General features: G+C 65.8%; 19 protein-coding genes and 1 pseudogene. 9 read left to right on the forward strand and 11 right to left on the reverse strand.

Going from position 1 to position 22,089, the window contains the following annotated elements; translation table 11 throughout:
• Positions 1-76: 76 nt before the first annotated feature.
• A complete protein-coding gene (locus EO156_RS11925; RefSeq protein ID WP_003489283.1) occupies positions 77-475 on the reverse strand; it encodes a Rid family hydrolase in 399 nt (132 codons plus the stop codon).
• A 106-nt stretch (positions 476-581) separates the two neighbouring features.
• On the opposite strand from EO156_RS11925, the gene EO156_RS11930 reads away from it, so the two are divergent.
• A complete protein-coding gene (locus EO156_RS11930; RefSeq protein ID WP_016849875.1) occupies positions 582-1,526 on the forward strand; it encodes a LysR family transcriptional regulator in 945 nt (314 codons plus the stop codon).
• A gap of 20 nt (positions 1,527-1,546) precedes the next feature.
• Here the strand turns inward: EO156_RS11930 and EO156_RS11935 are convergent, their stop codons facing one another.
• The gene (locus EO156_RS11935) at positions 1,547-3,400 is read right to left on the reverse strand and encodes a M14 family metallopeptidase (RefSeq protein ID WP_016849876.1); all 1,854 of its coding nucleotides are present in this window, start codon (positions 3,398-3,400) and stop codon (positions 1,547-1,549) included.
• A 250-nt stretch (positions 3,401-3,650) separates the two neighbouring features.
• Here EO156_RS11935 and EO156_RS11940 point away from each other — a divergent pair, with 250 nt between their 5' ends.
• The 4 genes and pseudogenes from EO156_RS11940 to EO156_RS11955 all read left to right on the forward strand — a co-directional run bounded on the left by EO156_RS11940 (position 3,651) and on the right by EO156_RS11955 (position 9,323).
• Positions 3,651-4,373 (forward strand): ATP-binding cassette domain-containing protein, encoded by a 723-nt coding sequence (locus EO156_RS11940; RefSeq protein ID WP_003489275.1) that lies wholly within the window; start codon positions 3,651-3,653, stop codon positions 4,371-4,373.
• 10 nt (positions 4,374-4,383) lie between these two features.
• Entirely contained in the window at positions 4,384-5,820 is a 1,437-nt protein-coding gene (locus EO156_RS11945) for a DUF3526 domain-containing protein (RefSeq protein ID WP_126936748.1), read from the forward strand.
• Positions 5,820-7,096: pseudogene (locus EO156_RS11950) on the forward strand (DUF3526 domain-containing protein). The gene EO156_RS11945 and the pseudogene EO156_RS11950 overlap by 1 nt, the downstream one beginning before the upstream one ends.
• An 85-nt stretch (positions 7,097-7,181) precedes the next feature.
• Positions 7,182-9,323: a TonB-dependent siderophore receptor gene (locus tag EO156_RS11955; RefSeq protein ID WP_005911317.1), complete on the forward strand. Its 2,142-nt coding sequence runs from the start codon at positions 7,182-7,184 to the stop codon at positions 9,321-9,323.
• A gap of 331 nt (positions 9,324-9,654) precedes the next feature.
• On the opposite strand, the gene EO156_RS11960 is transcribed toward EO156_RS11955, so the two are convergent.
• Genes EO156_RS11960 through EO156_RS11975 form a run of 4 tightly spaced genes read right to left on the reverse strand, consistent with a single transcriptional unit; the run spans position 9,655 to position 14,381 of the window.
• The gene (locus tag EO156_RS11960; RefSeq protein WP_016849878.1) at positions 9,655-10,311 is read right to left on the reverse strand and encodes a DUF2894 domain-containing protein; all 657 of its coding nucleotides are present in this window, start codon (positions 10,309-10,311) and stop codon (positions 9,655-9,657) included.
• On the reverse strand, positions 10,308-10,979 hold the full coding sequence (locus EO156_RS11965; protein WP_005911315.1) for an OmpA family protein: 672 nt from the start codon (positions 10,977-10,979) through the stop codon (positions 10,308-10,310). Before EO156_RS11965 ends, EO156_RS11960 begins: the two co-directional genes overlap by 4 nt.
• A complete protein-coding gene (locus EO156_RS11970; RefSeq protein ID WP_016850208.1) occupies positions 10,976-13,633 on the reverse strand; it encodes a DUF802 domain-containing protein in 2,658 nt (885 codons plus the stop codon). The genes EO156_RS11965 and EO156_RS11970 overlap by 4 nt, the downstream gene beginning before the upstream one ends.
• A 10-nt stretch (positions 13,634-13,643) precedes the next feature.
• The gene (locus tag EO156_RS11975; RefSeq protein ID WP_033482970.1) at positions 13,644-14,381 is read right to left on the reverse strand and encodes a DUF3348 domain-containing protein; all 738 of its coding nucleotides are present in this window, start codon (positions 14,379-14,381) and stop codon (positions 13,644-13,646) included.
• A gap of 339 nt (positions 14,382-14,720) precedes the next feature.
• Between EO156_RS11975 and EO156_RS11980 the strand changes: the two genes are divergently transcribed.
• Positions 14,721-14,933: a hypothetical protein gene (locus tag EO156_RS11980; protein WP_005911311.1), complete on the forward strand. Its 213-nt coding sequence runs from the start codon at positions 14,721-14,723 to the stop codon at positions 14,931-14,933.
• A 444-nt stretch (positions 14,934-15,377) separates the two neighbouring features.
• Here the strand turns inward: EO156_RS11980 and EO156_RS11985 are convergent, their stop codons facing one another.
• Positions 15,378-15,599, reverse strand: coding sequence for a hypothetical protein (locus tag EO156_RS11985; protein ID WP_003489254.1), 222 nt, complete (start codon positions 15,597-15,599; stop codon positions 15,378-15,380).
• A 9-nt stretch (positions 15,600-15,608) separates the two neighbouring features.
• Positions 15,609-16,034, reverse strand: a complete 426-nt coding sequence (locus EO156_RS11990) for a YkgJ family cysteine cluster protein (RefSeq protein ID WP_026006928.1) — start codon at positions 16,032-16,034, stop codon at positions 15,609-15,611.
• Between the two features lie 291 nt (positions 16,035-16,325).
• Between EO156_RS11990 and EO156_RS11995 the strand changes: the two genes are divergently transcribed.
• Positions 16,326-16,508: a hypothetical protein gene (locus EO156_RS11995; protein WP_003489250.1), complete on the forward strand. Its 183-nt coding sequence runs from the start codon at positions 16,326-16,328 to the stop codon at positions 16,506-16,508.
• 85 nt (positions 16,509-16,593) lie between these two features.
• Here the strand turns inward: EO156_RS11995 and EO156_RS12000 are convergent, their stop codons facing one another.
• On the reverse strand, positions 16,594-17,757 hold the full coding sequence (locus tag EO156_RS12000) for a zinc-dependent alcohol dehydrogenase (protein ID WP_016849560.1): 1,164 nt from the start codon (positions 17,755-17,757) through the stop codon (positions 16,594-16,596).
• A gap of 270 nt (positions 17,758-18,027) precedes the next feature.
• On the opposite strand from EO156_RS12000, the gene EO156_RS12005 reads away from it, so the two are divergent.
• Positions 18,028-18,642 carry a DUF4142 domain-containing protein gene (locus tag EO156_RS12005; protein ID WP_016849561.1) on the forward strand — a complete coding sequence of 205 codons (615 nt, stop codon included), beginning with the start codon at positions 18,028-18,030 and terminating at the stop codon, positions 18,640-18,642.
• A gap of 100 nt (positions 18,643-18,742) precedes the next feature.
• Positions 18,743-18,925, forward strand: a complete 183-nt coding sequence (locus tag EO156_RS12010; protein ID WP_016849562.1) for a DUF3606 domain-containing protein — start codon at positions 18,743-18,745, stop codon at positions 18,923-18,925.
• Positions 18,926-19,112: 187 nt separating this feature from the next.
• Here EO156_RS12010 and EO156_RS12015 read toward each other — a convergent pair whose 3' ends face one another.
• Positions 19,113-20,888, reverse strand: coding sequence for an ABC transporter ATP-binding protein (locus EO156_RS12015; RefSeq protein ID WP_016849563.1), 1,776 nt, complete (start codon positions 20,886-20,888; stop codon positions 19,113-19,115).
• Complete coding sequence (locus EO156_RS12020; protein ID WP_029829470.1) at positions 20,885-22,036, reverse strand: beta-glucosidase; 1,152 nt, start codon at positions 22,034-22,036, stop codon at positions 20,885-20,887. The genes EO156_RS12015 and EO156_RS12020 overlap by 4 nt, the downstream gene beginning before the upstream one ends.
• Between the last annotated feature and the right edge of the window lie 53 nt (positions 22,037-22,089).

Consider the following 22,089-nt stretch of genomic DNA (forward strand, 5'->3'; position numbering starts at 1 on the left):
TTGTCGCTAGGCAGCAGGCCTGCCTCAAACCCCGGGTTGGACAGCGCAAGCGATGCGGTGCATCCAACAGAAGCGGTCAGGCCTTCGCCGGCAGCTTGACCACCACCTTGATCTCGAACTGGAAGCCGGCCAGCCAGGTCACACCGACCGCGGTGACGGTGGGGTACGGGGCCGGGCCCCAGTAGCCGACCCACTTGTCCCACATCGCCTCGAACACCACCTCGGGGTTGACCATGAACAAGGTGACGTCGACCACATCCTGCGAGGTGCAGCCGGCCGCGGCAAGGACAGCATCCAGGTTGACGAAGGCGCGGGCAATTTCCGCGTCCAGCTCGGGTTCGGGCGAGCCGTCTTCGCGGCTGCCGACCTGGCCGGCGACGAACAGCAGGCCGTCGGCGCGTACCGCCGGCGAGTAATGGTGGCGCTCGTACAGGGCGTGGCGCCCCTGCGGGAAAACGACGTCGCGTGTGGCCATGGGACTCTCCATCGAAGTGCATAGAATGGAGGCCCACGGTAGGCGCGTGTACGGTGGCGATAAATCGGCAGCATCGACCAACACTGTTTGTAGAATCCAAACAATCTTGGCCGCGGGAGCAGTGGTGGATCGATTCGATGCAATGCGGGCGTTTGCGCGCGTGGTCGAGACCGGCAGTTTCACCAAGGCGGCCGAACACCTGCACATGAGCCGCGCCAGCGCGACCCAGCTGGTCCAGCAGCTGGAGGCACGCCTGCGGGTGAAGCTGCTCAATCGCACCACGCGCCGGGTGCAGGTCACTGCCGATGGCGCGGCCTATTACGAGCGCGTGCTGCGCCTGCTGGCAGACATGGACGATGCCGAAACCAGCCTGTCCGTTGCAGCCACCTCGCCACGCGGGCGCCTGCGCGTGGACGTGCCCAGCCCGCTGGCGCGGCTGATCCTGATGCCGGCGCTGCCGGCATTCCATGCGCGTTATCCGGAGATCCAGCTGGACATGGGCGTGAGCGACCGCCGCGTGGATCTGATCGGCGAAAACGTCGATTGCGTGATACGCGGCGGCACCATCACCGACCAGTCGCTGATTGCGCGTCACGTGGGCGACCTGCAGGCCGGCGTGTATGCAGCGCCCGATTACCTGCAGCGGTTGGGCACCCCGACGCACCCGACGGAACTGGAGAATACCCGGCATCGCTGCGTCGGCTTCATGCGCTGGGGCAGCAGCACGACCGTGCCGTATGTGATGCAACGCGGCGACGAAGCGGTGCGCGTGCACGGCCGCCACGTAGTGGCCGCCGACGATGGCAATGCCTATCTGGCCGCCGGTCTGGCCGGCATGGGTGTGCTGTGGCTGCCGGTGTATATGGCCAACGCGCATGTCGCCAGCGGCGAGCTGGTGCCGATCTTCCAGGACTGGCAGCTGAAAGCGATGCCGCTGTCGATCGCTTTCCCGCCCAACCGCCATGTCAGCGCCAAGCTGCGCGTATTCATCGATTGGGTGATTGCACTGATGGCCGAGCATGCGCCAGTGATGGCGCCTGCACCGCGGTGAGCGCCACAGGCATGCGCGCGCTATTGCATCACTTCGCGCCGCACCGGATACCGCCAGCCGCTGATCGCTGCATAGGGCGAACGTGCATAAACCCACTGCAGGCGCGCATCGCCATCGGCGCGGAACGCCGCATCGTTGGCCAGTTTTTGCTCGAACGCGCTGCGTAACGCGGCATCGCTGCGCAATACGCGTTCGCTGAATTCAACCAGCTCGGTGGCATACAGCCCGCTGTCGGGGCTGCCGGCATGGCGGAAACGTCCGTTGGCCAGCAGCGAATCGCTGCTGCGCGGTTCCAGCAAGGCGGCGGCCAACATGCGCATCGGTTGATCGGCCGGCACGCGGACGCTGCCGGCAGGAAAGATTTCTTCCACGTCGTGGGTGTGCGGGACCTGATCGCTGCCGGTCTTGGTGATGCGTATCTGCTGCACCGCGCGCCGGGCTGGCTGGTGCAGACGGTCGTAGTGGATGCCATGCGCATCGAGCAAGGCGAGTACATCGTCGTTGCCGGGCGGAATCCACCAGGCCACCGGGTACTGCACGGCCTGCGTCTGCCGGTAGCCGATGACCGGCATCGACCAGGTTTCGTCGCGGCCTTCCCAGCGCAATTCCGGCCGGCCGGACACCGGCGACAGGGCGCGGGTGTAGGTCACGCCCTTGAACGGAATGTGGTCGATCGGCTGCGGCAGGCGTTCCCACGCCACCATCAATGCCTGCGGGCGCGCCGCGCGATCGGCACGCTTGGCGGCCGCGATGGCGTGTGCGTCGCGGCCGACCACGCGCAGGGCTTCTTCCAGCAGCACGTAATCGCCGAGCACGCGTTGCCGGTATGCCTTCAAGCGGTGGTTTTCCACCAGCACGGTCGGGATGCCGGCGAAGTCGCCATACCCGGTGGAATAACGCGGGCCTTCGGGCGAATGGCGCAAGCCCGAGCGCGGCGCGTCTTCGTCGATCAGGCTGGGGTAGATCGCAGGTTCATGACCCTGGCGGCGCAGCGCGGCGTCGACGGCTGGCGTGAAGCGCCGCTGCAGCCAGCCGGCAGTGGCGCGCGAACGCGCATAGGTGCCCCAGCCGGCGAAGGTAAAGGTGATGTCGTACTGATGATCGAGCCCGCCACTGACATGCAGGTCGATATACAACGCGGGGTCGAGCGTGTGCAGTAGCTTGACGATCGCGCGCGTCTCCGGCGCTTCCAGATTGAGATAATCGCGATTGAGGTTGATGCCGCGCGGCGTGGTATTCCAGCCCATTTGCTGCGGGCCACGCAAGGCGGCGCCGATGAGTGGGCCGCGTTGTTCGTGTCCATCGCTGTTGAGGATGGGGACGAACACGAAATCTACCTCGTCCAGCAGATCGTCCTTGCCGCGTTGTGCAATATCGCGCAGCAGCATCAGGCCGGCGTCCTTGCCATCGATCTCGCCGCCGTGGATGCCGGCCTGTGCCAGCACGACCGGTTTGCCGGGCTTGCCCTTGCGCGCGCGCACCAGCAGCAGATCGCGCCCTTCGCTGGTCTTGCCGAACACCTCCAGCGACAGCAGCGGCGAGGCGGCGACCAGCCGATGCAACCACGCACGCGTTTGCGCGTCGCTGGGCGTGCTGACGAAATCGCTGCGCTCGGCCGGCGTGATCCACGGATCGTCGGGCGACACGATCAATGCCTCGCTCGCACCGTGCCACGCGCGGACCGGCGGCAACGGAGCACTGGTATCGATGGTCTGCGCGTCGAGCTGGGCGGCAGCGAACAGCGCGATGGCCAGCACTCTGGCGCTGCGTCGGGTGCTGCGTGCGGTGTTGCAGGCCTTGGCATGAGCGGCAGCGTGGCGGTCGGAGACAGGGAAAGCATTGGGCGGATTAGAGCTGCGCGTTGCGAAGGTCATGTGGGGTATGAGGGTCTCGAGTGGTGGGCAACGGTGGCTGCTTGTGCCGGTGCCGGTGCCGGTCAGCCGTGTCGGCGCAGGCGCCTGGCTGGACGTTCGCGCCGCAAGGCGCTGCCGCAGGCGCAATGCGCGGCGCTAAGTCCGTGACGGTCAGGCCTTGCCCGCGGCGGCGGGCGGATTTTAGCGGTGTGGGCAATGTGATAACGTATCATTTCTTGATGCACCCGCGTCCACGCCCTTCAATTCGTCAATGACCCACGCGATCTCAATCTCCGACCTGCACGTGGCCTACCGCGGCCGCGCGGTGCTGCAGGGGCTGAACCTCGGTGTCGCGCCCGGCACTGTCTACGCCTTGCTGGGCGGCAATGGCGCCGGCAAGTCGTCCACGCTGTCCACGTTGCTGGGCTTCGTCAAACCCGTCTGCGGCAGCTTGCGCGTGGACGCGGTGGACCCGGTCGCCGACCCCGGCAAGGCGCGTGCGCGCTTGGCCTATCTGCCGGAAAACGTGGCGCTCTACGAGCATCTGAGCGCATTGGAAAATGCCGACTATCTACTCGCCCTGGCCGGCCAGCGCCGCAGCCAGGCCGCCATTGGCGAGGCGTTTGCGGCCGCTGGCCTGCAGCGCGATGCCTGGGCGCAACGGCTGGCAGGGTTCTCCAAGGGCATGCGGCAGAAGGTGGCCATTGCCGTGGCCACAGTGCGCGAGGTGCCGGTGCTGCTGCTGGACGAGCCCACCTCCGGGCTGGACCCGCGCGCCATTGCCGACTTCAATCGCCTGGTCGGCAGCGTGCGCGAACGCGGCGCTGCGGTGCTGATGGTCACCCACGATCTGCTCGGTGCGGTGGATGTGGCCGACCGCATCGGGTTTCTGGAAAACGGTCGGATTGCCGAAGAGATCGGTGCCGGCGACAGCGGCTTCGATGTGCGAACCCTGCATGCGCGTTTCGCGCGCCCGCAGGATCGCGCTGCGTGAGGCTGCACGTATGAATCCGGTGTTGTTGGTCGCGCGCGAAGAACTGCGCTATATGGCGCGCAACCGGTCCGCGGCCATTGGCGTGGTGTTGCTGATGTTGCTCACCCTGGTGGCGACGTTGACCGCTGCGCACCACCAGCGCGAAGTGGCCGATTTCCGCGCGCGGCAGCAACAGGCAGCGCAGCAGGCGTTCGAAGCACAGCCGGACCGGCATCCGCACCGCGTGGTGCACTACGGCCATTTCATCTATCGCCCGTTGCCGGCGCTGGCTGCATTCGATTCCGGCGTGGATGCGTTCACCGGCAACAGCATGTTTCTGGAAGGGCACCGCCAGAACACTGCCAACTTCGGCGATGTGCGTCAGAGTTCGTTGCTGGTGCGTTTCGGTCAGCTGACGCCCGCCTTCGTGCTGCAAGTGCTGGCGCCGCTGATGCTGGTCTTCCTGGGCTATGGCGCAGTGGCGCGCGAGCAGGAAACCGGCACCTTGCGCGCGCTGTTGCTGCAGGGCGCCACGCGCCGGCAGTTGCTCGGCGGCAAATATCTCGCGCTGGCGGCGGTGGCCGGCGCCTGCCTGCTGCCGGCCTTGATCGGCCTGGCACCGATTGCGTTGTTGCCAGGGCAAGCGCCGCTGGTGGCGCTGCTGGTGCTGGCCTATGGCGCGTATCTGCTGGTGTGGTGTGCGCTGGTGCTGGTGGTGTCGCTGCTGTGCCGACACGGCCGCGATGCGCTGTTGGTGTCGCTGGCGGTGTGGGTGTGGCTGGCCTTGCTGGTGCCGCGCGTGGCGCCGGACGCGGCCAGTGCCGCGTACCGCCTGCCGACCCGGTTGGAAACCGATGTGGCGATCCAGCGCGATCTGCGCACGCTCGGCGACAGCCACAATCCGGACGACCCGCACTTTGCGCAATTCAAGCAGCAGACGCTGGCCCGTTACGGCGTGCAGCGCGTGGAAGACCTGCCGGTGAACTACAAGGGCTTGCTGGCACTGGAAGGCGAGCGGCTGAGCGCAAGCCTGTTCGAGCGGTATGCAGGCCGCGATGCGTCCATCCAGCAGCAACAGAACCTGCTGATGCGTGCATTTGCGTTGCTCAGCCCGACGGTGGCGCTGCGCGAGGTGTCGATGACGCTGGCGGAAACCGACCTGCGCGCGCATCTGCGGTTCCTGGCGCAGGCCGAGCGCTACCGCTACACGCTGGTGCAGCAGCTCAACCAACTGCAGGCCGACGCGGTCAGCATGGCCGACGACACCGCACAGGACGCAGGCGCCGATCGCCGCAAGCGGATTTCGTCCGAGCACTGGCATGAGATTCCGGTGTTCGCCTTCCAGCCGGCGTCGGCGACCGAGGTGATCGGTACGGCAGGTGCGGCGTTCGGCCTGATCGGGGCCTGGCTGCTTGCTGCGCTGTGCATGCTGGTGGCAGCCGGGCGAGGTGTGGGAGTGGCGCGCTGATGGTGCTGTGGAAATACGAACTGCTGTTGCTGCTGCGCGCACGTGCGGCGCTCGCCGGGTTGCTGTTGCTTGCGCTGCTCACCGTGTGCAGCCTGCTGTCCGGGCAACACGTGATGGCGACGCAGCGCGACAACATCGCCAGGATTGCAGCGCTGCAGCGCTGCAGCGCGAAGACAGCGCCGCGGTGGAAGACTACGTGGCGCGTTCCAACGATGCCGGCAGCGCGGCCTATTACAGCTTCCACCCTACCTGGGACCTGCCATCGCCACTGGCGTTTGCGGCGGTCGGCATGCGCGATGTCTCGCCGTATATCTTGCGCGTGCGCGCGCTGGGGCTGGAAGCGCAGATCCATGACGGCGACAGCTACAACCCCGAGCTCGCGTTGGCTGGCCGCTTCGACTACGCGTTCGTGCTGGTGTTCCTGCTGCCGCTGTTCGTGATTGCGCTGCTGTTCGATCTGCATTCGGGCGAGCGCGAAGCAGGGCGTGCACGCATGCTTGCCGCACTGCCCGGTGCGGGCGCTGCGCTGCTGGTGCGGCGCGTGGTGGTGCGCGCAGCGGCGGTGCTTGTGTGCCTGAGCGTGCCGTTCGTCATGTTCGCCACGTTCAACGCGGTGCCATGGCTGCAGCAACTGGCGGTGCTGGCACTGGGCGGCGCGTACCTGTTGTTCTGGGTGCTGCTGTCGGTGCTGGTCGGGCGCATCCAGTGGCGGCCTGCGGCGCATGCCACAGCGTTGGCCACCTGCTGGGTCGTGCTGGCGTTGGTGGCGCCAGCGCTGGCGCACGTGGCGATCAATCAGGCGGTGCCGGTCAACCAGGGTACCGAGATCGCGCGGTTGCAGCGCGAGGCGGTCAACCATGCCTGGGACATCCCGCGGCAGGACACCATGCAGGCGTTCTACGCGCGCAATCGGCAATGGGCCGATTCGGCGCCGCTGACGACGGCGTTCCACTACAAGTGGTACTTCGCATTCCATGAAAATGGCGACCAGCAGGTGGCGCCGCAGGTGGCAGCGTATCGCCAGGGGCTGCAGCGTCGCGAAGCGTTGGCGCAACGCGTGGCCAGCGTGCTGCCGCCGGTTGCGTTGCAGGCGGCGTTGACGCGCCTGGCCGGCACCGATCTGCAGGCACAGCTGGCGTATCAGGATCGCATTCGGGCCTATCACCGGGCGCTGCGCACGTTCTACTACGGCTATCTGTTTCGCGACCGCCCGTTCACGCGCGACGATTTCGGGCGAGCGCCACGTTTCGAAATAGCGGCCGGCCCTGCTTCATAGCGGTGCCCGCGTGTCACCTTTTGCCTTGCGTCTTTTACTTGCGCCCCGGACAGACTGCGCCGGGGCGCTTCAGGAGTTCTGCCCGATGCCCGTGTTCCCGCGCCGCCGCATGCTGCACGCGCTCCCTTTGCTCAGCCTGCTGGCCTGCGCCTGCGGCATTGCCTGCGCGCAGGCTGCGCAGTCGCAGGCGCGCGATTTGGATGCGGTGCAGGTGCGCAGCCAGTACACCCCTTATCGCGCGCTGAGCATTACCGGTGCCACCAAGACCGATGCGTCGCTGCGTGATCTGCCCATCAGTGCGCGGGTGCTCGACCGGACCTTGCTCGAAGATGCGGGCGTCACCGATCTGGCTGGCGCGCTGGAGCTGGCCAGCGGCATCACCAAGGCCAACAACCTGGGCGGGTTATGGGACAGCTATTCGATGCGCGGCTTTACCGGCGACCCGAATTTCAGTTCGGATTACATGGTCAACGGCTTCAATGCCAGCCGCGGTTACAACGGCCTGCGCGATGCGGCCAACACGCAGAGCATCGAGGTGATCAAGGGGCCGGCGTCGGCGTTGTACGGGCGCGGCGAGCCGGGCGGTGCCGTCAACATCGTCACCAAAAAGCCGCTGTTTCAGCCGCAGCACAGCGTGGATGTATCGGCAGGCCGCTTCGACAGCTATCGCGCGGCCATCGATAGCACCGGCCCACTGAGCGAGAACGTGGCGTACCGTCTGAATGTGATGCACAAGGATCAACACAGCTTTCGCGATACCGTCGACAGCGACAGCACCTTGCTGGCGCCGTCGCTGTTGTGGATGCCGGCGCCCGATACGACGGTGTCGTATGAGCTGGAGGCGGTGCGTCTCCACACGCCATTCGATCGGGGCGTGACGGCTATCGGTGGCGATGCCAACCGGCTGCCGGCCTCTCGCTTTCTCGGCGAACCGCGTGATGGCGATATCGACCTGCATTCCACCGGGCACCAGGTATTCGTGGTGCACGGTCTGGATCAGACCTGGTCGTTGCAGGGTGGGGCGACTTACCGCGACAGTGGCATGCGTGGATTTTCCACCGAACCCTGGACGCTGCAGGCCGACCAGCGCAGCTTGCGCCGCGAACGCCGCTACCGCGATTACCAGGGCCGCGATATCGCGGCGCGTGCAGAAGTGCTTGGCGGTTTTCAGGCCGGCAGGGTCACGCACAATGTGTTGTTCGGCATCGATGGCAATCGCTTCGACGACAGCCGCTTTCAGCAGCGCGCCCGTTCCGCGGCCACGCCCTACAGCATCGATGTGCTGGCGCCGCGCTATGGCGTGGCACAGCCAGGCCGGCTGTCCACCATCACCGATACCGACGAGCGCCAGCAGGTGTGGGGCGTGTACGCGCAGGACCAGATCGATCTGGGCGCGCGCTGGAAGGCCTTGCTTGGCCTGCGCTACGACCATTATCAGCAAGACCTGGACAACCACCTGCGCGGCACCACGCAGCGCGCATCCGACGGCGTGGTGAGCCCGCGTGCAGGCATGACCTTGCATGTCGACGATGCGCTGTCGCTGTATGCCAGTGCCGCGGCGGGTTTTCGCCCCAACAGCGGTGTGGGCGCCAACGGGCAAAGCTTTGCACCTGAGAAAAGCCGCTCGCTGGAGACCGGATTGAAATACGTGCAGCCCGGCGATGGCCTGGAAGCCACGGTGGCCGCATTCCGCATCGACAAGAAAAACGTATTGAGCCTGGATCCGGCCGACACCAGTTTTTCGCTGCCGGTGGGCCAGATGCGCAGCCAAGGGCTGGAGCTGGATCTGCTCGGCAGGCTGAGCCCGCGCCTGGCCGCGTCGGTGGGCCTGGCCTATACCGATTCGCAGGTGACGCGCAGTAGCGCTGCCGCCGCCAGTACCGGGCTGGCCGAAGGCCGGCGGTTTCCGAATGTGCCGCGCTTGAGCGGTAACGCGTTCTTGAACTACGAGCAGCCGCTGACCGGCAAACGTAGCGCGGCGCTGGGTGTGGGCGTCTCGCACACGGGCGAGCGGCTGGGCTCGGTGGATAGCAACACCGATTTCGTGCTGCCGGCTTACACCGTGTGGCGAGCGGTTGGCCACTACGATCTGAGCGAGCGGCTACGCCTGTATGCCAAGGTCGAGAACCTCACCGATCGCCGCTATGCGGCATTTTCGTATAGCGAGCAGTGGGTGTATCCCGGTGCGCCGCGGAGCTGGACGGTGGGTGCGCAGTTGCGGTTTTGAGCGATGCTCCGCGACGGCGCAAGCGGCGATCGGCGCATGCGCCAGTGTGGTGGATGCCAGCGTGACCGGCGGGCGCCACGTCCAGTTGAGCATGCATCGCGCTCAGGATTGACTGCAGCGACTGCTATGCGCCGGCAGCTGGCTTCTGGAAGTCGTGGTGCGCTTGCGTGCAACTGCAGCTGCGGCGTGACCAATGCAACAGAATTCGCAGCCAGAAGCGTGCAGCGACGTCATGCTCACAGCGGGGCCCCGCACACGCTGTGCCGGGATGCATCTCTGCGATCGGAGCCTGCGCAAGGCTGCCCGACGTAGATCGGGACCGATCGCGGATCTAACTGCGTCGTTTCGACGGACTCTTGCTGCGTTTCCTGCCCGGCGTCGCCGGTGCAGCCTCCTCGTTGGCCAAGGCGCCGCCGGTGTGCAGCTGCTCCAGCCACGACAACGCATCCACGTAGCCGAGAAAGTGCTGCAGATAGCCCGGCGAGCGCTCGCGCATCAGCGTGATGCAGCGATGCACCAGCACGCTGGAATTGAGCGGGCCGGCATCCTTGGGCGCATCCTGCAGCGACTGCCGCACCTGGCTGGCGGTGCGCACGGTGGTCCAGGTGCGACGAAAGTCGTCCAGCGCCGGCAGCTCCGGAAACAGCATGGCATCTGCGCTGCCAGTCTTGCGGCTGTCCACTTCCATCAGCGCCGCATGCCCGGCCATCTGCGCGGTGAGCGTACCCAAGGCGCTGGGCTGCGGCGACGCTGCAGGCACTGCATGGCTCCCGGCACGGCGACGCGCTGTCTGCTGCAGCGCTGTCGCATAGCCATCGACCATGGCCCCAAGCTTGTGTTCCAGCACCTCACGCACCGCATCGGCCTGCGCATCGGCACGTGCTGCCAACGTTTCCATCAGATGGAAGCGCGCCGGATCCAGCCGATCGGCGCCCTGGCTGCGCCAGCGCTCCAGTTGCGCGCGCACGGAGAGTGCCGGCTTGCTCATCGCGGTGCGGTGGTTGCTGCGGGCTGCGCCGATGCGCCTGCGCGCGACGACGGGCGCGCGATCGGCGCGATCTCCACGCGGCGATTTTTCGCGCGGCGGGCTTCGTCGGCGTTGGAATCCACCGGTTGCTGCGAGCCGAATGCGGCCGCGAACACCGATGACGCCGGCACGCCTTCGGCGATCAGGGCACGGGTCACCGTGAGCGCGCGTTGCGCGGACAGTTCCCAGTTGTCGGCGTAGCGGCGATTGCCGCCCAGCACCGGGCGGTCGTCGGTAAATCCGCTGACCATCAGGATCTCGTCGCGCGCGCGCAGGTATTGCGTCAACGGCCTCGCCAGCGATTTCAATACCTCGCGTCCTTCCGGCTGCAGTTGGTCGGAGTTGAACGCAAACAGCACATTGCCGCGAATGCCGATACGGCCATCGACCAGGGTCACGCGGCCGGCAGCCAACGGTGCGGCCAATGCCTGTTCCAGCGTTTGCCGACGTTGCGCTTCGGCCTGGCGTTGTTTGACCTCCGCGTCCAGGCGGCTGGACAGTTGCAACTGCACGCCGATCACGCCGACCAGGATCAGCACGAACGCGCCCAGCAACACCGACATCAGGTCGCCGAATGCCGCCCAGATGGGCGTGCCCAGCTCGCCGTCGCTTTCGATCTCGTCGCTCATGCCGTTTCTGCTTCGCCGCGTTCGCCACGCCCGCGATCGAGCTGGCGCAGTTCTTCGATGATCTGCTTCTGCGAGAGCATGCTGAGGTCGACCACTTCGCGCGCCTGTGCCACGTAGTAGGCAAGTTGGTCGTCGCTGCGTGCCAGCGAGGCATCGAGCGCGGTGGCAACGTGCTGAAGGCGCTCATTGAGCGCGCTGGTGGCGCCGCTGAACAACTGCACCGCCATGCCGAACGCTTCGCCCAGGCTGGCCACTTCCACTGCGCTGCCGCTGACATGCGCGGCCACTGCGCCCAGCTTGCCGGTTTCGCTGCCGATCTGTTCGGTGAGCTGGCTGCCCACGCGCTGGAGCAGGTCGGCCGAGGTCGTCACCAAGGCATCCACCGCTTCGCGTTGTTCGGTGGAGGCGTGATTGACTGCGTTGAGCAAGGTGTCCAGGGTCGCGAGCAGCTTGCTGCGTTCTTCCAGCATGGCGGTGTCGCGCACCATGCTCTCGGACAGCGATTGGCGCAGCTCGGCCACGACATCGGCCGCGGCCTTGGGCGCTTCTGAGGCGATCTGCATCAGGCGCGACACTTCGCTGATCGTCGCGCTGGCCTGCGCCTGCGCCTGCGTGGACAGCTCGCTGGCGGTGCTGGCCAGGGTGTCGCAGATGGCCTGCTGCTGCTGGACGACGCGTTCGCCGGCCTGTTCCCATTGCCTGGTCAGGGCCGTGCTCATCGCGCCGAAGCGCTCGCTCCATAGCGCCAGGCGCTGGGTGTCGCGCGCTTCCAATGCCGCCTGCAGATCGGTGTGCGATTGCTGCAAGGTGCCGACCAGGGCCGCGGCATGCGCATCGAAACTGGCGGTGGCTGCGGCAAGTGCGCTGTGGTGCTGGCTGGACAACGTGGCGCTGGCCTGTTGTTGCTGGGCCAGTGCATCGCTCCACGCACTGGCAGCGTCAGTGCTGGATTGCTGCATGCGTTGCGAGACCGCATCCACCAACGCGGCGGAGCGTGTCTCGAAGGTGCTGGCGAATTGCGCGAGCGTGCCTTGCAGTTCCTGAGTGAGCGCGTGATTGGCGCGCTGCTGCTCGGCCACCGCGGCCGTCCATGTCGCCGCGGCAGTGGCGGTGCTGTCGGCAAAACCGTTGCTCAGCCCATCGAGTTGCTGCTGCACGGCCTGCTGCACAGCTTCGTGCAGGGCACTGGTCTGCTGCACTAGTTGATCGAGGGTGGCGTGCAACTGCGCGCTGTGCGTTTCGGTCGCGCGTTGCTGTTCGGCAAGCACGGCGGTCCAGGTGGCGGCGCTGGCCGCGGTGCTGCTGGCAAAGCCATCGTTGAGTGCGCTCAATTGCTGCTGCACGGCCTGGGTGACGCTGTCCTGCACGGCAATGCTGCGCTGGTCGATCTGTTCCAGGGTGCCCTGCAACTGCTCGGTCAACGTGGCCTGCGTGCGTTCCTGCGCGGCCAAGGCCACCTGCCAATGCTCGGTCGCCGCGTGCGCGTTCTGCTCGATGGCTGCACTGACTCCTTGCAATTGCTGATGCACGGCGCTGCTCACGCTGTCCTGCACGGCCACGCTGTGCGCGGCAATCTGTTCCAGCGTGGCCTGCAACTGCGCGTTGTGGGCCTGCTGGGCGCGTTCCTGCGCCGCCAATGCCATGCTCCAGTGCTGCGCCGTGGTGCTGGCACTGGTCTGGAAGCCGTGGGTGATGCCGTCCAGCTGTTGCTGCACGGCTTGCGTGAGGTGTGCCTGCAATGCGGCGGTATCGCGCGCGATGCTGGCCATGGTGGCTTCCATCGCCGGCTGCAATGCCGCACCGACCGCCCGTGCGCTTTCGGCAACACCGGCCTGCAGCGCGTGTTCCATGGCTGTGGCTAGCCGCGCATACGCCGCTTCGCTTTTGGCGTGGAAGTCGGCCTGCTGTGCGGTCAAGCGCTGTTCGGCAGCCATGCTGTGCTGTTCGATGGTGTGCATCAGCGTCTGCAGCCGGTCGATCAAGGCCGGCATCAAGGCGCTTTGCTGCTGCTGCAGCTTGAATGCTTCGCCACGTCGGTGCGCATCCGAATGCGGGTGCAGTTCGGATGCGATCTTCAGGTCCAGGCGTTGCACCGCCTGCAGGCGCTCGCGCCGGCACAGCGCCGACAACAACCCCAGCATGGCCGATGTCGCCACACCGGCGATGGAGGTGCCGAACGCGAACGCCAGGCCTTCCACCGGTGCTGCGAGCGAGCCGCGAATGGCCTGCAGATCGGTGGCGCTCTGCAATGCAAAGCCGGTGCCCTTGAGCGTGGCCATCATGCCGAGCAAGGTGCCGAGCATGCCGAGCAACACCAGCAAGCCGACCAGATACGGCGTCAGCACCGGTGCCGGCAACGCCACGCGCTCGCCCCTGATACGCAGGCGCACCGCATTACGCAGGCCGGGGTGTACCGCCTGCAGCCAATCGCTCAGGGCAGAAGGCGCCGTGGTCAACCCATCGACTGCCGCTTCCAGCGTCGCAGTGGCCTGGCGGTAGCGATACAGCTCCAGCGCGCCGGCCACATAACAGGCGCCGATCACCGCCGCGACGCAGGCGCCGATCGGGTTGGAGCCGAGATAACCGATGCCGACCCAGCAAACCGCCAGCAGGCCGACGAGAAACACACACACGTGTACGAGAGTTCTGAACATGACGTCCCAGTTAGCGGGTACGAAGCGCTGCAAGCAGGCCTTCGATCGGGTGAAAACGAACATCCAGTTCGGCGAGCAACACGCTCTGCATGTCTTTGCGGAAGACATCCAGCCAGCCATCGGGCACCGCGCGTGGCGCGGCCTCGTCAGCGGTCGGCCGGTGCTGCGCCTGTGCAGCATCGCGCAGGCGTTCGAAATGTGCGCCGAGCAGGCTCGGCACGGTGTTCAACAGACTCTGCTCGCGCGGGCTCAGGGTGAGCTCCATCACCGCATCCACTTCGGCCAACCGCGCCATGTCGGTGGAGACCAATGCGAGCAGGTCGCGCAGGCGCCCGCGCAGATCGCCGGTGGCAGTGCGCATGGCGCGTTGCATGGCCAAGTAGTGCTGCCGAAATGGTGCGAAGTCCGGCGCGGCGACGGGCGCATCCGCGAGCGCGGCGTTGCGCGCCTCGGCACGCATGCGCGCGACCAGCGTGTCCAACTCTGCCACGCTGCTGGTGGCGAGACCGGTGCGCACGCGTGCGCACGCCTCCGCATCGAGCGGGCGCGGTTCGGGCAGGTCGTCGGTGTCGGGCAGCTTGCCGTCCAGCGCCTTGGACACGGCAATCGCGCGCGTCCAATCGATCCACTGGCTCAGCCGGTCGGCCAGCGCGTGGCTGGACTGGGCGATGTGCGCGTTGCTGAGGCGAGCAAGCAGGCGAATGAACGCCGGGCCCGACAAGGGCGCCCGTGGAGAAACTTTCGCCATTCTTCCGGTCAAAAACCGGGCATTTTACACGGGAACGCGCGCAGGTCGGCGCGTCGGGCGGGAGTCGCGCGCGAGCTGTCGGGTCCATGCGTGCTGGCATTCAGCCGTCCTGGTGCGGGCGGCGGGCCGTGTGTGGCGGACGGCCTGACGTGCGGCGCTGCACGCCACCGGCCGGTAGAGCGGCGGTAAGCAGCCCCAACCACAAGCCCGATATGCGGACGACCGTCAGGGTTTGTAACCAATTCAGGTCCAGGCTTCCGGCTGTCCGGCTGACCCGGTTTTGTAAGGTGAACGGGGATAAGCTGCGGGCCGGGGAAATCCCCCAGCGAGGTAACCACAATGGACCGCTCCGACATCCAAGTGTCCGATCTGCTGGTCTTGGAGCTGCAAGGGTTCCACGATGCCTATGGCAATGGGCCCGACTTCTGGGACGCCTACCAGCGCATCATGGGCATCGCGGCGCAGGCCGGCGGCAATATGGTCGCCTTGGCCAACGAAATGGCCTCGTTGGCACAGGGGCTTGGTGCGACCAAGCGCGCGCAACTGCTGTAACCGCCAATGTCGTGCGGGCGGTGACGCCTGCGCGGCGTGCCTGAGTTTTTGAGCACCGCGCCCTGCATGAAATAGCTGCTCGCTTAGGCGCCTGCAGTGCCATGCAGAGCTGCAGCTGCCGTGATTGCGTGGTTGAAGCCGATTTGCCGTCTACGTTGCATCGCGTCGGTGACCGCGGACGGATGCGCGTAGGCACCCGCGAGGCATCTGGCAACGCACTAGCTCAGACGCCGCTCCGACGTAGATGCAGCGGTAAGCGCGGGACAGCCGGCCAATCGCAATCGCCCCTGCATGACAAGGGCTCCACTGGGCGAGACGGCCGCTGCACGGTGCGATGCGCTCGCGGTGAACGCCCCGCAGGCGTCGCGCTGCAATCGGCATGTTGCATGTTGCAGAGGCTGTCACTGACACGGCAGGCGCAAGACGCCTGTTGCCGTCGCGGGTTTACTCGGCCTTGGCTGCGGCGGCCGGTGCAACTGCAGCGGCTGGCGCAGCTTCCACCGCACCACGCTTTTTTTCGCGACGTAGCGGTGTGTCGCCCAGGCGCTCGATTGCGCCGCCGGATTGCTGAAACGCTTGCAGATCGGCGGCCAGTCGCTGTTCGGACAATCGCGGCTTGCCCAGCTGGTTACTGACGGTCATCGATTGGCGGCGGGAATGATGCATCGCAAATCCTCATGCGCTGTACAGCGTCAAGGGAATGCCCCGGCGGCGTTGATCGTCGTAGGTGGCACGTACGTCGCGGCAATACGGGCCGGACATGACGAAACGCCGGCAGATCGCCGGTCGCGTCTCGTAGATCGAGCAACACATGCGCGCAGCGTCGATGGCCACGCACCAGCCTTCCTCGTCGCGCGCCATCACATGCCAGCCTTGCGGCGTCACGCTGGTGAGATGGTGTGGGATACGGTCGGAGGGATCGACCATGACGGTGAGCCGGCAGCAGACGGCGTCGCAACGTTCGCAGAGATTGTCGATGGAAAGGGCCAGATGAAATGAGGGCGACACCGGATTCCGGCCGCCCATGCACCATACACCCTGGGCGGGCACCGATGTGAACCCATGGCGCGTCGTCGCATGGCTGCGACGGTGCAAACGCAACTGCGCGGGTTGTGGGATGCCGAGTTCGCCGACACTGCTGGTTGCTGCAGCTGCGTGACCTCATCTGTGCAAGCACAGGTCACGCCACGGCGCCGCGCGCGATCGAGAGGAAATCTGGTTGCGCCGCATCGGGCAAGAATGCGAAACCACACCAAATGCACCGGGTGGCCCGCCACCATGCACAGTACGGCACGGACGTTGCCTTTGTCGTTGATGTGCGAAGACGTTTTTCACCTGTGCCAACGCGGCGCACCGTAGAGTAGTGGCCCGCATCACGCCGCAGGACAACACATGAGCACATCCAACCAGATTCCCTCTGCGCACGACCGAGCCGAACACCACGACCAAGAGCAGCACGACCAAGCGCAGCACGACAAGAAAAAGCAGGACGCGCTGCAGGACGAAGCGGTGGAAGAAACTTTCCCGGCCAGCGACCCCGTGTCCCCGTTCGTGCCGGCCAAGCCACTGGACTGAGCCTGCTTCCCAGCGCTCAACGGCTGTACAAAATGCAGACGGCGCGGCCGAGATCGCGCCGTCTGCGTATGCGTCACTCATGCATTCAAGGCGTGAGCACAACCTTGCGGCAATCGTCCTGTTTCTTGTCGAACAGGTCATAGCCACGCGCTGCATCAGCCAACGACATGCGGTGCGAAATGATCGCGCTTGGCTTGAGCTGACCATTGCCGATGCATTCCAGCAAGTGCGGCATGTGCTTTTGCACATGCGTCTGGCCCATCTTGAAGGTCAAGCCCTTGTCGAACGCATCGCCGAACATGAAGGCGTGGATGAAGCCTGCATATACGCCGGGCACGCTCACCACACCGCAGCGACGGGTTGCGGCGATGCACTGGCGGATCGCCACGCCGCTGCTGCCTTCCAGCTTCAGGTTGGTCAGTGCGGTTTCGATGGCGCTGCCTTCGGCCTCGAAGCCGACCGCCTCGATGCTGGCATCGACGCCCCGGCCATCGGTTTGCGAGACGATCACGTCGGCCGGATCGTCGACCTCGTCGAAATTGATCGGGATCACACCATAGGTCCTGGACGCAAAATCGAGCCGGTACGCGTGCCGGTCGACCATGAAGACGCGCTCTGCGCCCAACATGCGGCAGCACGCCGCGGCCATCAGACCAACCGGGCCGGCACCGAAGATGGCAACGGTCGAGCCCTGTTTGACGCCTGCGTTGACGACGGCTTGATACCCGGTCGGCAGAATGTCGGACAAGAACAAGACCTGTTCATCGTGCAAGGCATCGGGCACCACCAGCGGGCCGACATTGGCCTTGGGCACGCGCACGTATTCGGCCTGGCCGCCGGACAATCCGCCGTACAAATGGCTGAAGCCGAACAGCGCGGCGGGCGGGCGCATGTCCTTGTGATTGAGCGCCGCGCCCTTGCCGGTATTGGTGGTTTCGCACGCGGAAAATTCCTGCAGCACGCAGTGGAAACAGCGTCCACACGCGACCACGAACGGAATCACGACCCGGTCGCCCGGCTTGACCGCCGCGACGTCCGGGCCGACCTCTTCCACGATGCCCATGAATTCGTGGCCGAGAATGTCGCCGGGGCGCAGGTCGGGAATCTTGCCGCGATACAGATGCAGGTCAGAGCCACAGATGGCCGTGGCGGTGACGCGCAGGATCAGGTCGTCGCGTTCGACCAAGAGTGGATCGGGCACGGTTTCCACTCGTACATCGCGTGAGCCGTGGTAGTTGAGGGCAAGCATCTTTGTCTCCTGTGGGCATCGGGACGCGGCAGCGCACTATCAGTGTTGGTGCAGCGGTGTTAAGCCCGTCAGCACATGACGTAGGCGCGGTGTGGACGCGCTCGATCGCCGACGCCGCGTTGATGCGCAGGTCACGTCTGGATAACCGCCCCGCTCGCAGGCTCATACGACGCGCTGGGACGCAGGGCATGCGGCTTGCGCAATCCATGCGAACCCAACAATCAATGACCGCCAGATGCGATGCAAGATCGCGATCAACAGGAGACAGCAATGGGACTTTTCAAGATGGTGACCGCTGGGGCGGTGGGCTATGTGGCGTACAAGGCCTGGCAGCGTCGGCAGGGGCAGGCGAGCGATCCACAGGATCCCCGGAGCACCACACCCACGGTGGTCGGTAGCACGCCGCCTCACGGCGACCCATTGCGCGACAGCGTGGGCGATGCCCGCGACCGCAAGCAGGCGCTTGGTGCGTTGGCAGTGTTTAACGAAAACGAGCGCACGCTTGCGCAGCTGGCGGTGGTCAAGGGTGTGGAAGGAGAGGTGCTGGCATTCGCACGCAAGATGGACGAGGCCCACAGCGCCGCGTTGACGGATCTCAGCCGGTTTGCGCCGGATCGCAACGGCACGCTTGGTCAGGCTGCCGGAGCGGGCGCCGAAGGCATGCGCCAGCGCCTGCAGGAGCTGCATGGGCAGCAGTTTGAATCGCACTATCTGCAAGCCAGCGTGGACAGCCACGAGCAGGCGTTGGCCCTGCTCGACACACAGCTGAGCAGCGAGCCGGGCTCCAGCGACCTGGGCAAAGAGTTGCAGCGCGCACGCGACACCATTGCCGAGCATCTGGAACATGCAAAGGCGCTGCGCGCCAAGCAGGGCCAGCCCCACTGACCGCAGGTCGCCAGGCAACGCGTCGATACTGCGGCTCTGGCAAGCGTGCGAGCCGCCCGAGTCGCAGCCGGCCACCCGTTGCCCTACACGGGAGATCGCCATGGGCGAACCACAGGATGCAAATCGTCAACCCATCGACATGCACAATGTAAACATCAACGAGGAATGGGAGTTGCAGTACTGGGCGCGCGAACTGGGAATGTCCGAAGACGACCTCAAGCGCGCGGTGCAGGAGGTCGGCAACGTGACGACCAAACTACGCGACTATCGACCACCGCATTGAGGCGTCCTGCAGGACGTAAACAGGCAGCGAACGTTGCCTGTTTTCTGCGCCAGCGCTTGCGAAACGTGGATTGCTTTCAGGGCCGACAGCGCGTCTCACGCCATCCACGTTGTATTGGTCGGCTGTAGGCTTGATGTGGCTCACCACGCAGCGCGCAAGGCAACCAGCGCGTCTCCGCGTAGTCGCCTCACAGTGCGTCGGTTGCAGTCTCGAACCCGGCTGCCTGCCGCTGCCACAAACTATCGAACACGCCACCACTGCCGCGCAGTTCCGCAGGGCTGCCGTCTTCGGCCACGCGGCCGTCCTGCAGCACCACGATGCGATCGAAACCAATCACCGTGGACAGGCGATGGGCGACCGCCAACACGGTGCGTTCGCGCATCAGGTGATCCAGCGCAGCCTGGATTTCGGCTTCCGATTCGGTGTCCAGTGCCGAGGTGGCCTCATCCAGAATCAGGATCGGCGCGTCCTTGAGAAAGGCGCGGGCAATCCCCAGCCGTTGTCGTTGTCCGCCCGATAACATCACCCCGCGCTCGCCCACCTGGGTGTCGTAGCCCTCAGGCAATTGCCGGATGAAGCCATCGCAGAATGCATGCCGCGCCGCTTCGTGCACCTCGGCATCGCTGGCATCGGGACGTCCGTAGCGGATGTTGTCGCCGATGCTGCGATTGAACAACGCAGTTTCCTGCGGCACCACCGCAATTTTTTCGCGCAGGCTGTCCTGGCTGACCCCGCGAATGTCCTGCCCGTCGATCAGCACGCGCCCGGATTCCACATCGTCCAGGCGCTGGATCAGCGCAATCAAGGTGGACTTGCCGGCACCGGACGGACCCACGATGCCCACCTTCTGGCCGGCCGGAATATGCAGGTTCAATCCCTCCAGCACCGCAGCGCGCTCGGGATAGGCAAAACGCACGTCTTCGAAACGCACATCGCCTTCGGCCAATGCCAGCGGCACGTCCGCATCGACGATGGCGTGCGGTTGCAGAATGATCTGCAAGGTGTCGGCAATGGCGCCCAGTTGCTGGGTGGTGTCCACCAGGGTCAGCGCCAGATCGCGCGAGCCATGCAGGATGCGGAAGGTCAGCGCACTGACCAACACCACATCGCCTGCACTCACCGCTCCGGAGCGCCACATGCTGATGGCCCAGATCAGCATGCCGCCGGCCATCAGCGACAGGCAGATGTCGTGAATCACCCGCGCCTTTTCCACGTACATCCAGCTGCGCCGATGCGCCACGGCCTCGTGACCGATCTGTTCGGCCAGCCGCGCGCTTTCGCGATCGCGCGCGGCGAATGCCTTGATCGTCCACACGTTGGAAACCGCATCCACCAACTCGCCACCCACCCGGGCGGCCTGCGCGGCAAAGCGTTGATGCTTGGCGCGGCCGCGGATGCCGAAGCTGGTGATGATGGCCGCCACGATCGCAATGAAGCCGACCAGCGTGGCGGCCATGCGCCAGTCCACCGTCAGCAGCAGCACGATGGCGCCGATGAAATCCACGATGGGCGGCACGATCTTCCACGCCAATCCACCGAAGATCTGCCCGGCGGCACTGCCGAGCGCGGTGATGCGGTTGCCCAGCGCACCGGCAAAATGCTCGGTGAAGTAGCGCATCGGGTGGCCGGTGAGGTGGCGGAACAGATCCACGCGGATATCCACCACACTGGCCACCACGGTCCGGCAGCCCAGCCAGCCGCCCAGTCGCCACAGCAGGTTTTCCACCGCGATCAGGCTAATGAACAGGCCTAGCGGCAGCCACACGTTGGCCTGGCTGCGTTGCTCGGTGGCCATCGCGTCCACTAGCATTTTCATGCCGTATTGCACCGACACCGCGCAGCCGGCTGCGCCTACGATCAGGAGCAGCAAGCCACTGAAATGCCACGGTCGTTGGCCAACGTAGTGCCAGAGAAACCGCGCTGGCGTATCCGGCAACAAGGCGGAATGGGCGAACGTACTCACGGGGCGATGTCGGCCAGCGCGAACTGCGGTGCGCGCAGACCGAAACGGTCGTGCTCGTGGCGCAGTTGATCGGCCAGGCCTGCATGCAACGGTCGTTCGCCGTGCTCGTCCGCATAGCCGAGCACGCCGGTGGGGCAATGCCGGTTGTTGTCCCAACCGGGGTAGTCAAGCACCGGATACAGACAGATGCCTTCCATCGCCACGCCGTGCTGCAGGGCCAGCGCAACCTCGCTGCCGACATGATCGAGCCAGGGTGCGCGTTGATCGGCTTCGGCACCGGTTTCGGAGACGATCATCGGGCGGCGGTAGCGCTGCCAGAATTCCAGCATGATGCTCGAGAACGGGCGGTGGTCGGGCGAGTTGCGCAGGATCGGCACGCCGCCCAGATACCACTGATTATCGGAGTAGTAGTTGAGGCCGATGATGTCCAGATACTCCGGCGCACCGCCGAGTCCGGGCCACTGCTTGCCGCAGATCATGTCCCAGGCTTCGAACTGCGCCAGCCGCAGGCGTTCGGCTTCGCGACGCGGGCCGGGCCGGTCGTTGGACGGCACCACATGGATCGCTGGGTCCACTTGCAGGAAGCGCGCGCGAGGATCCACCTGGCGTATCGCGTCGATCGCGGCGATGGTGGCGCGCACCAACTGATGCTTGAGCTCGAAACCGCGCCCGCGCGCCAGCGGATGCATGCGCGCGTGATCGCCGCCATTCCATGCCCAGAACGAGATCTCGTTGAGCGGCGCGTAGAACGGCACCGCGTCGGAGGCGTCCTTGACGCACTGCGCGGCGGCGGCGGCAAAGCGCGCGAAGCGGTCGACGAACTGCGGGGTCCAGATGTCCACATCGTCCGGCCAGCCGTAATGGCACAGGTCCCAGATCACCTGAGTGCCTGCGCTGTTGGCCGCGTGCAGCATCGGCAGGAAGCTGGACCAGTCGTAACGCCCGGGGCGTTGCTCGATCAGATGCCAGCGCAGGCCATCGCGCGCGGTGCGCAGGCCATGCGCCGACAACGCCGCATAGTCCTTGGCGGCCCAGCGGTCGTGCCTGGTGGCGGCAATCAGATCGAGCCTGCGCCCATCGCGGCGGCGGTGGGTCGAACACTCGAACCCCGCCATGAAAAAACTCTCGAACAGTGTGGGGGTATGCATCCAACATCCTGCTGCGCGCGCCGCTGGGTTGCAGCGATGCGTCGATAACTGCC

This window comes from Xanthomonas sp. DAR33341 (genome assembly GCF_003992815.1).
Taxonomy (GTDB): Bacteria; Pseudomonadota; Gammaproteobacteria; order Xanthomonadales; family Xanthomonadaceae; genus Xanthomonas; species Xanthomonas cissicola.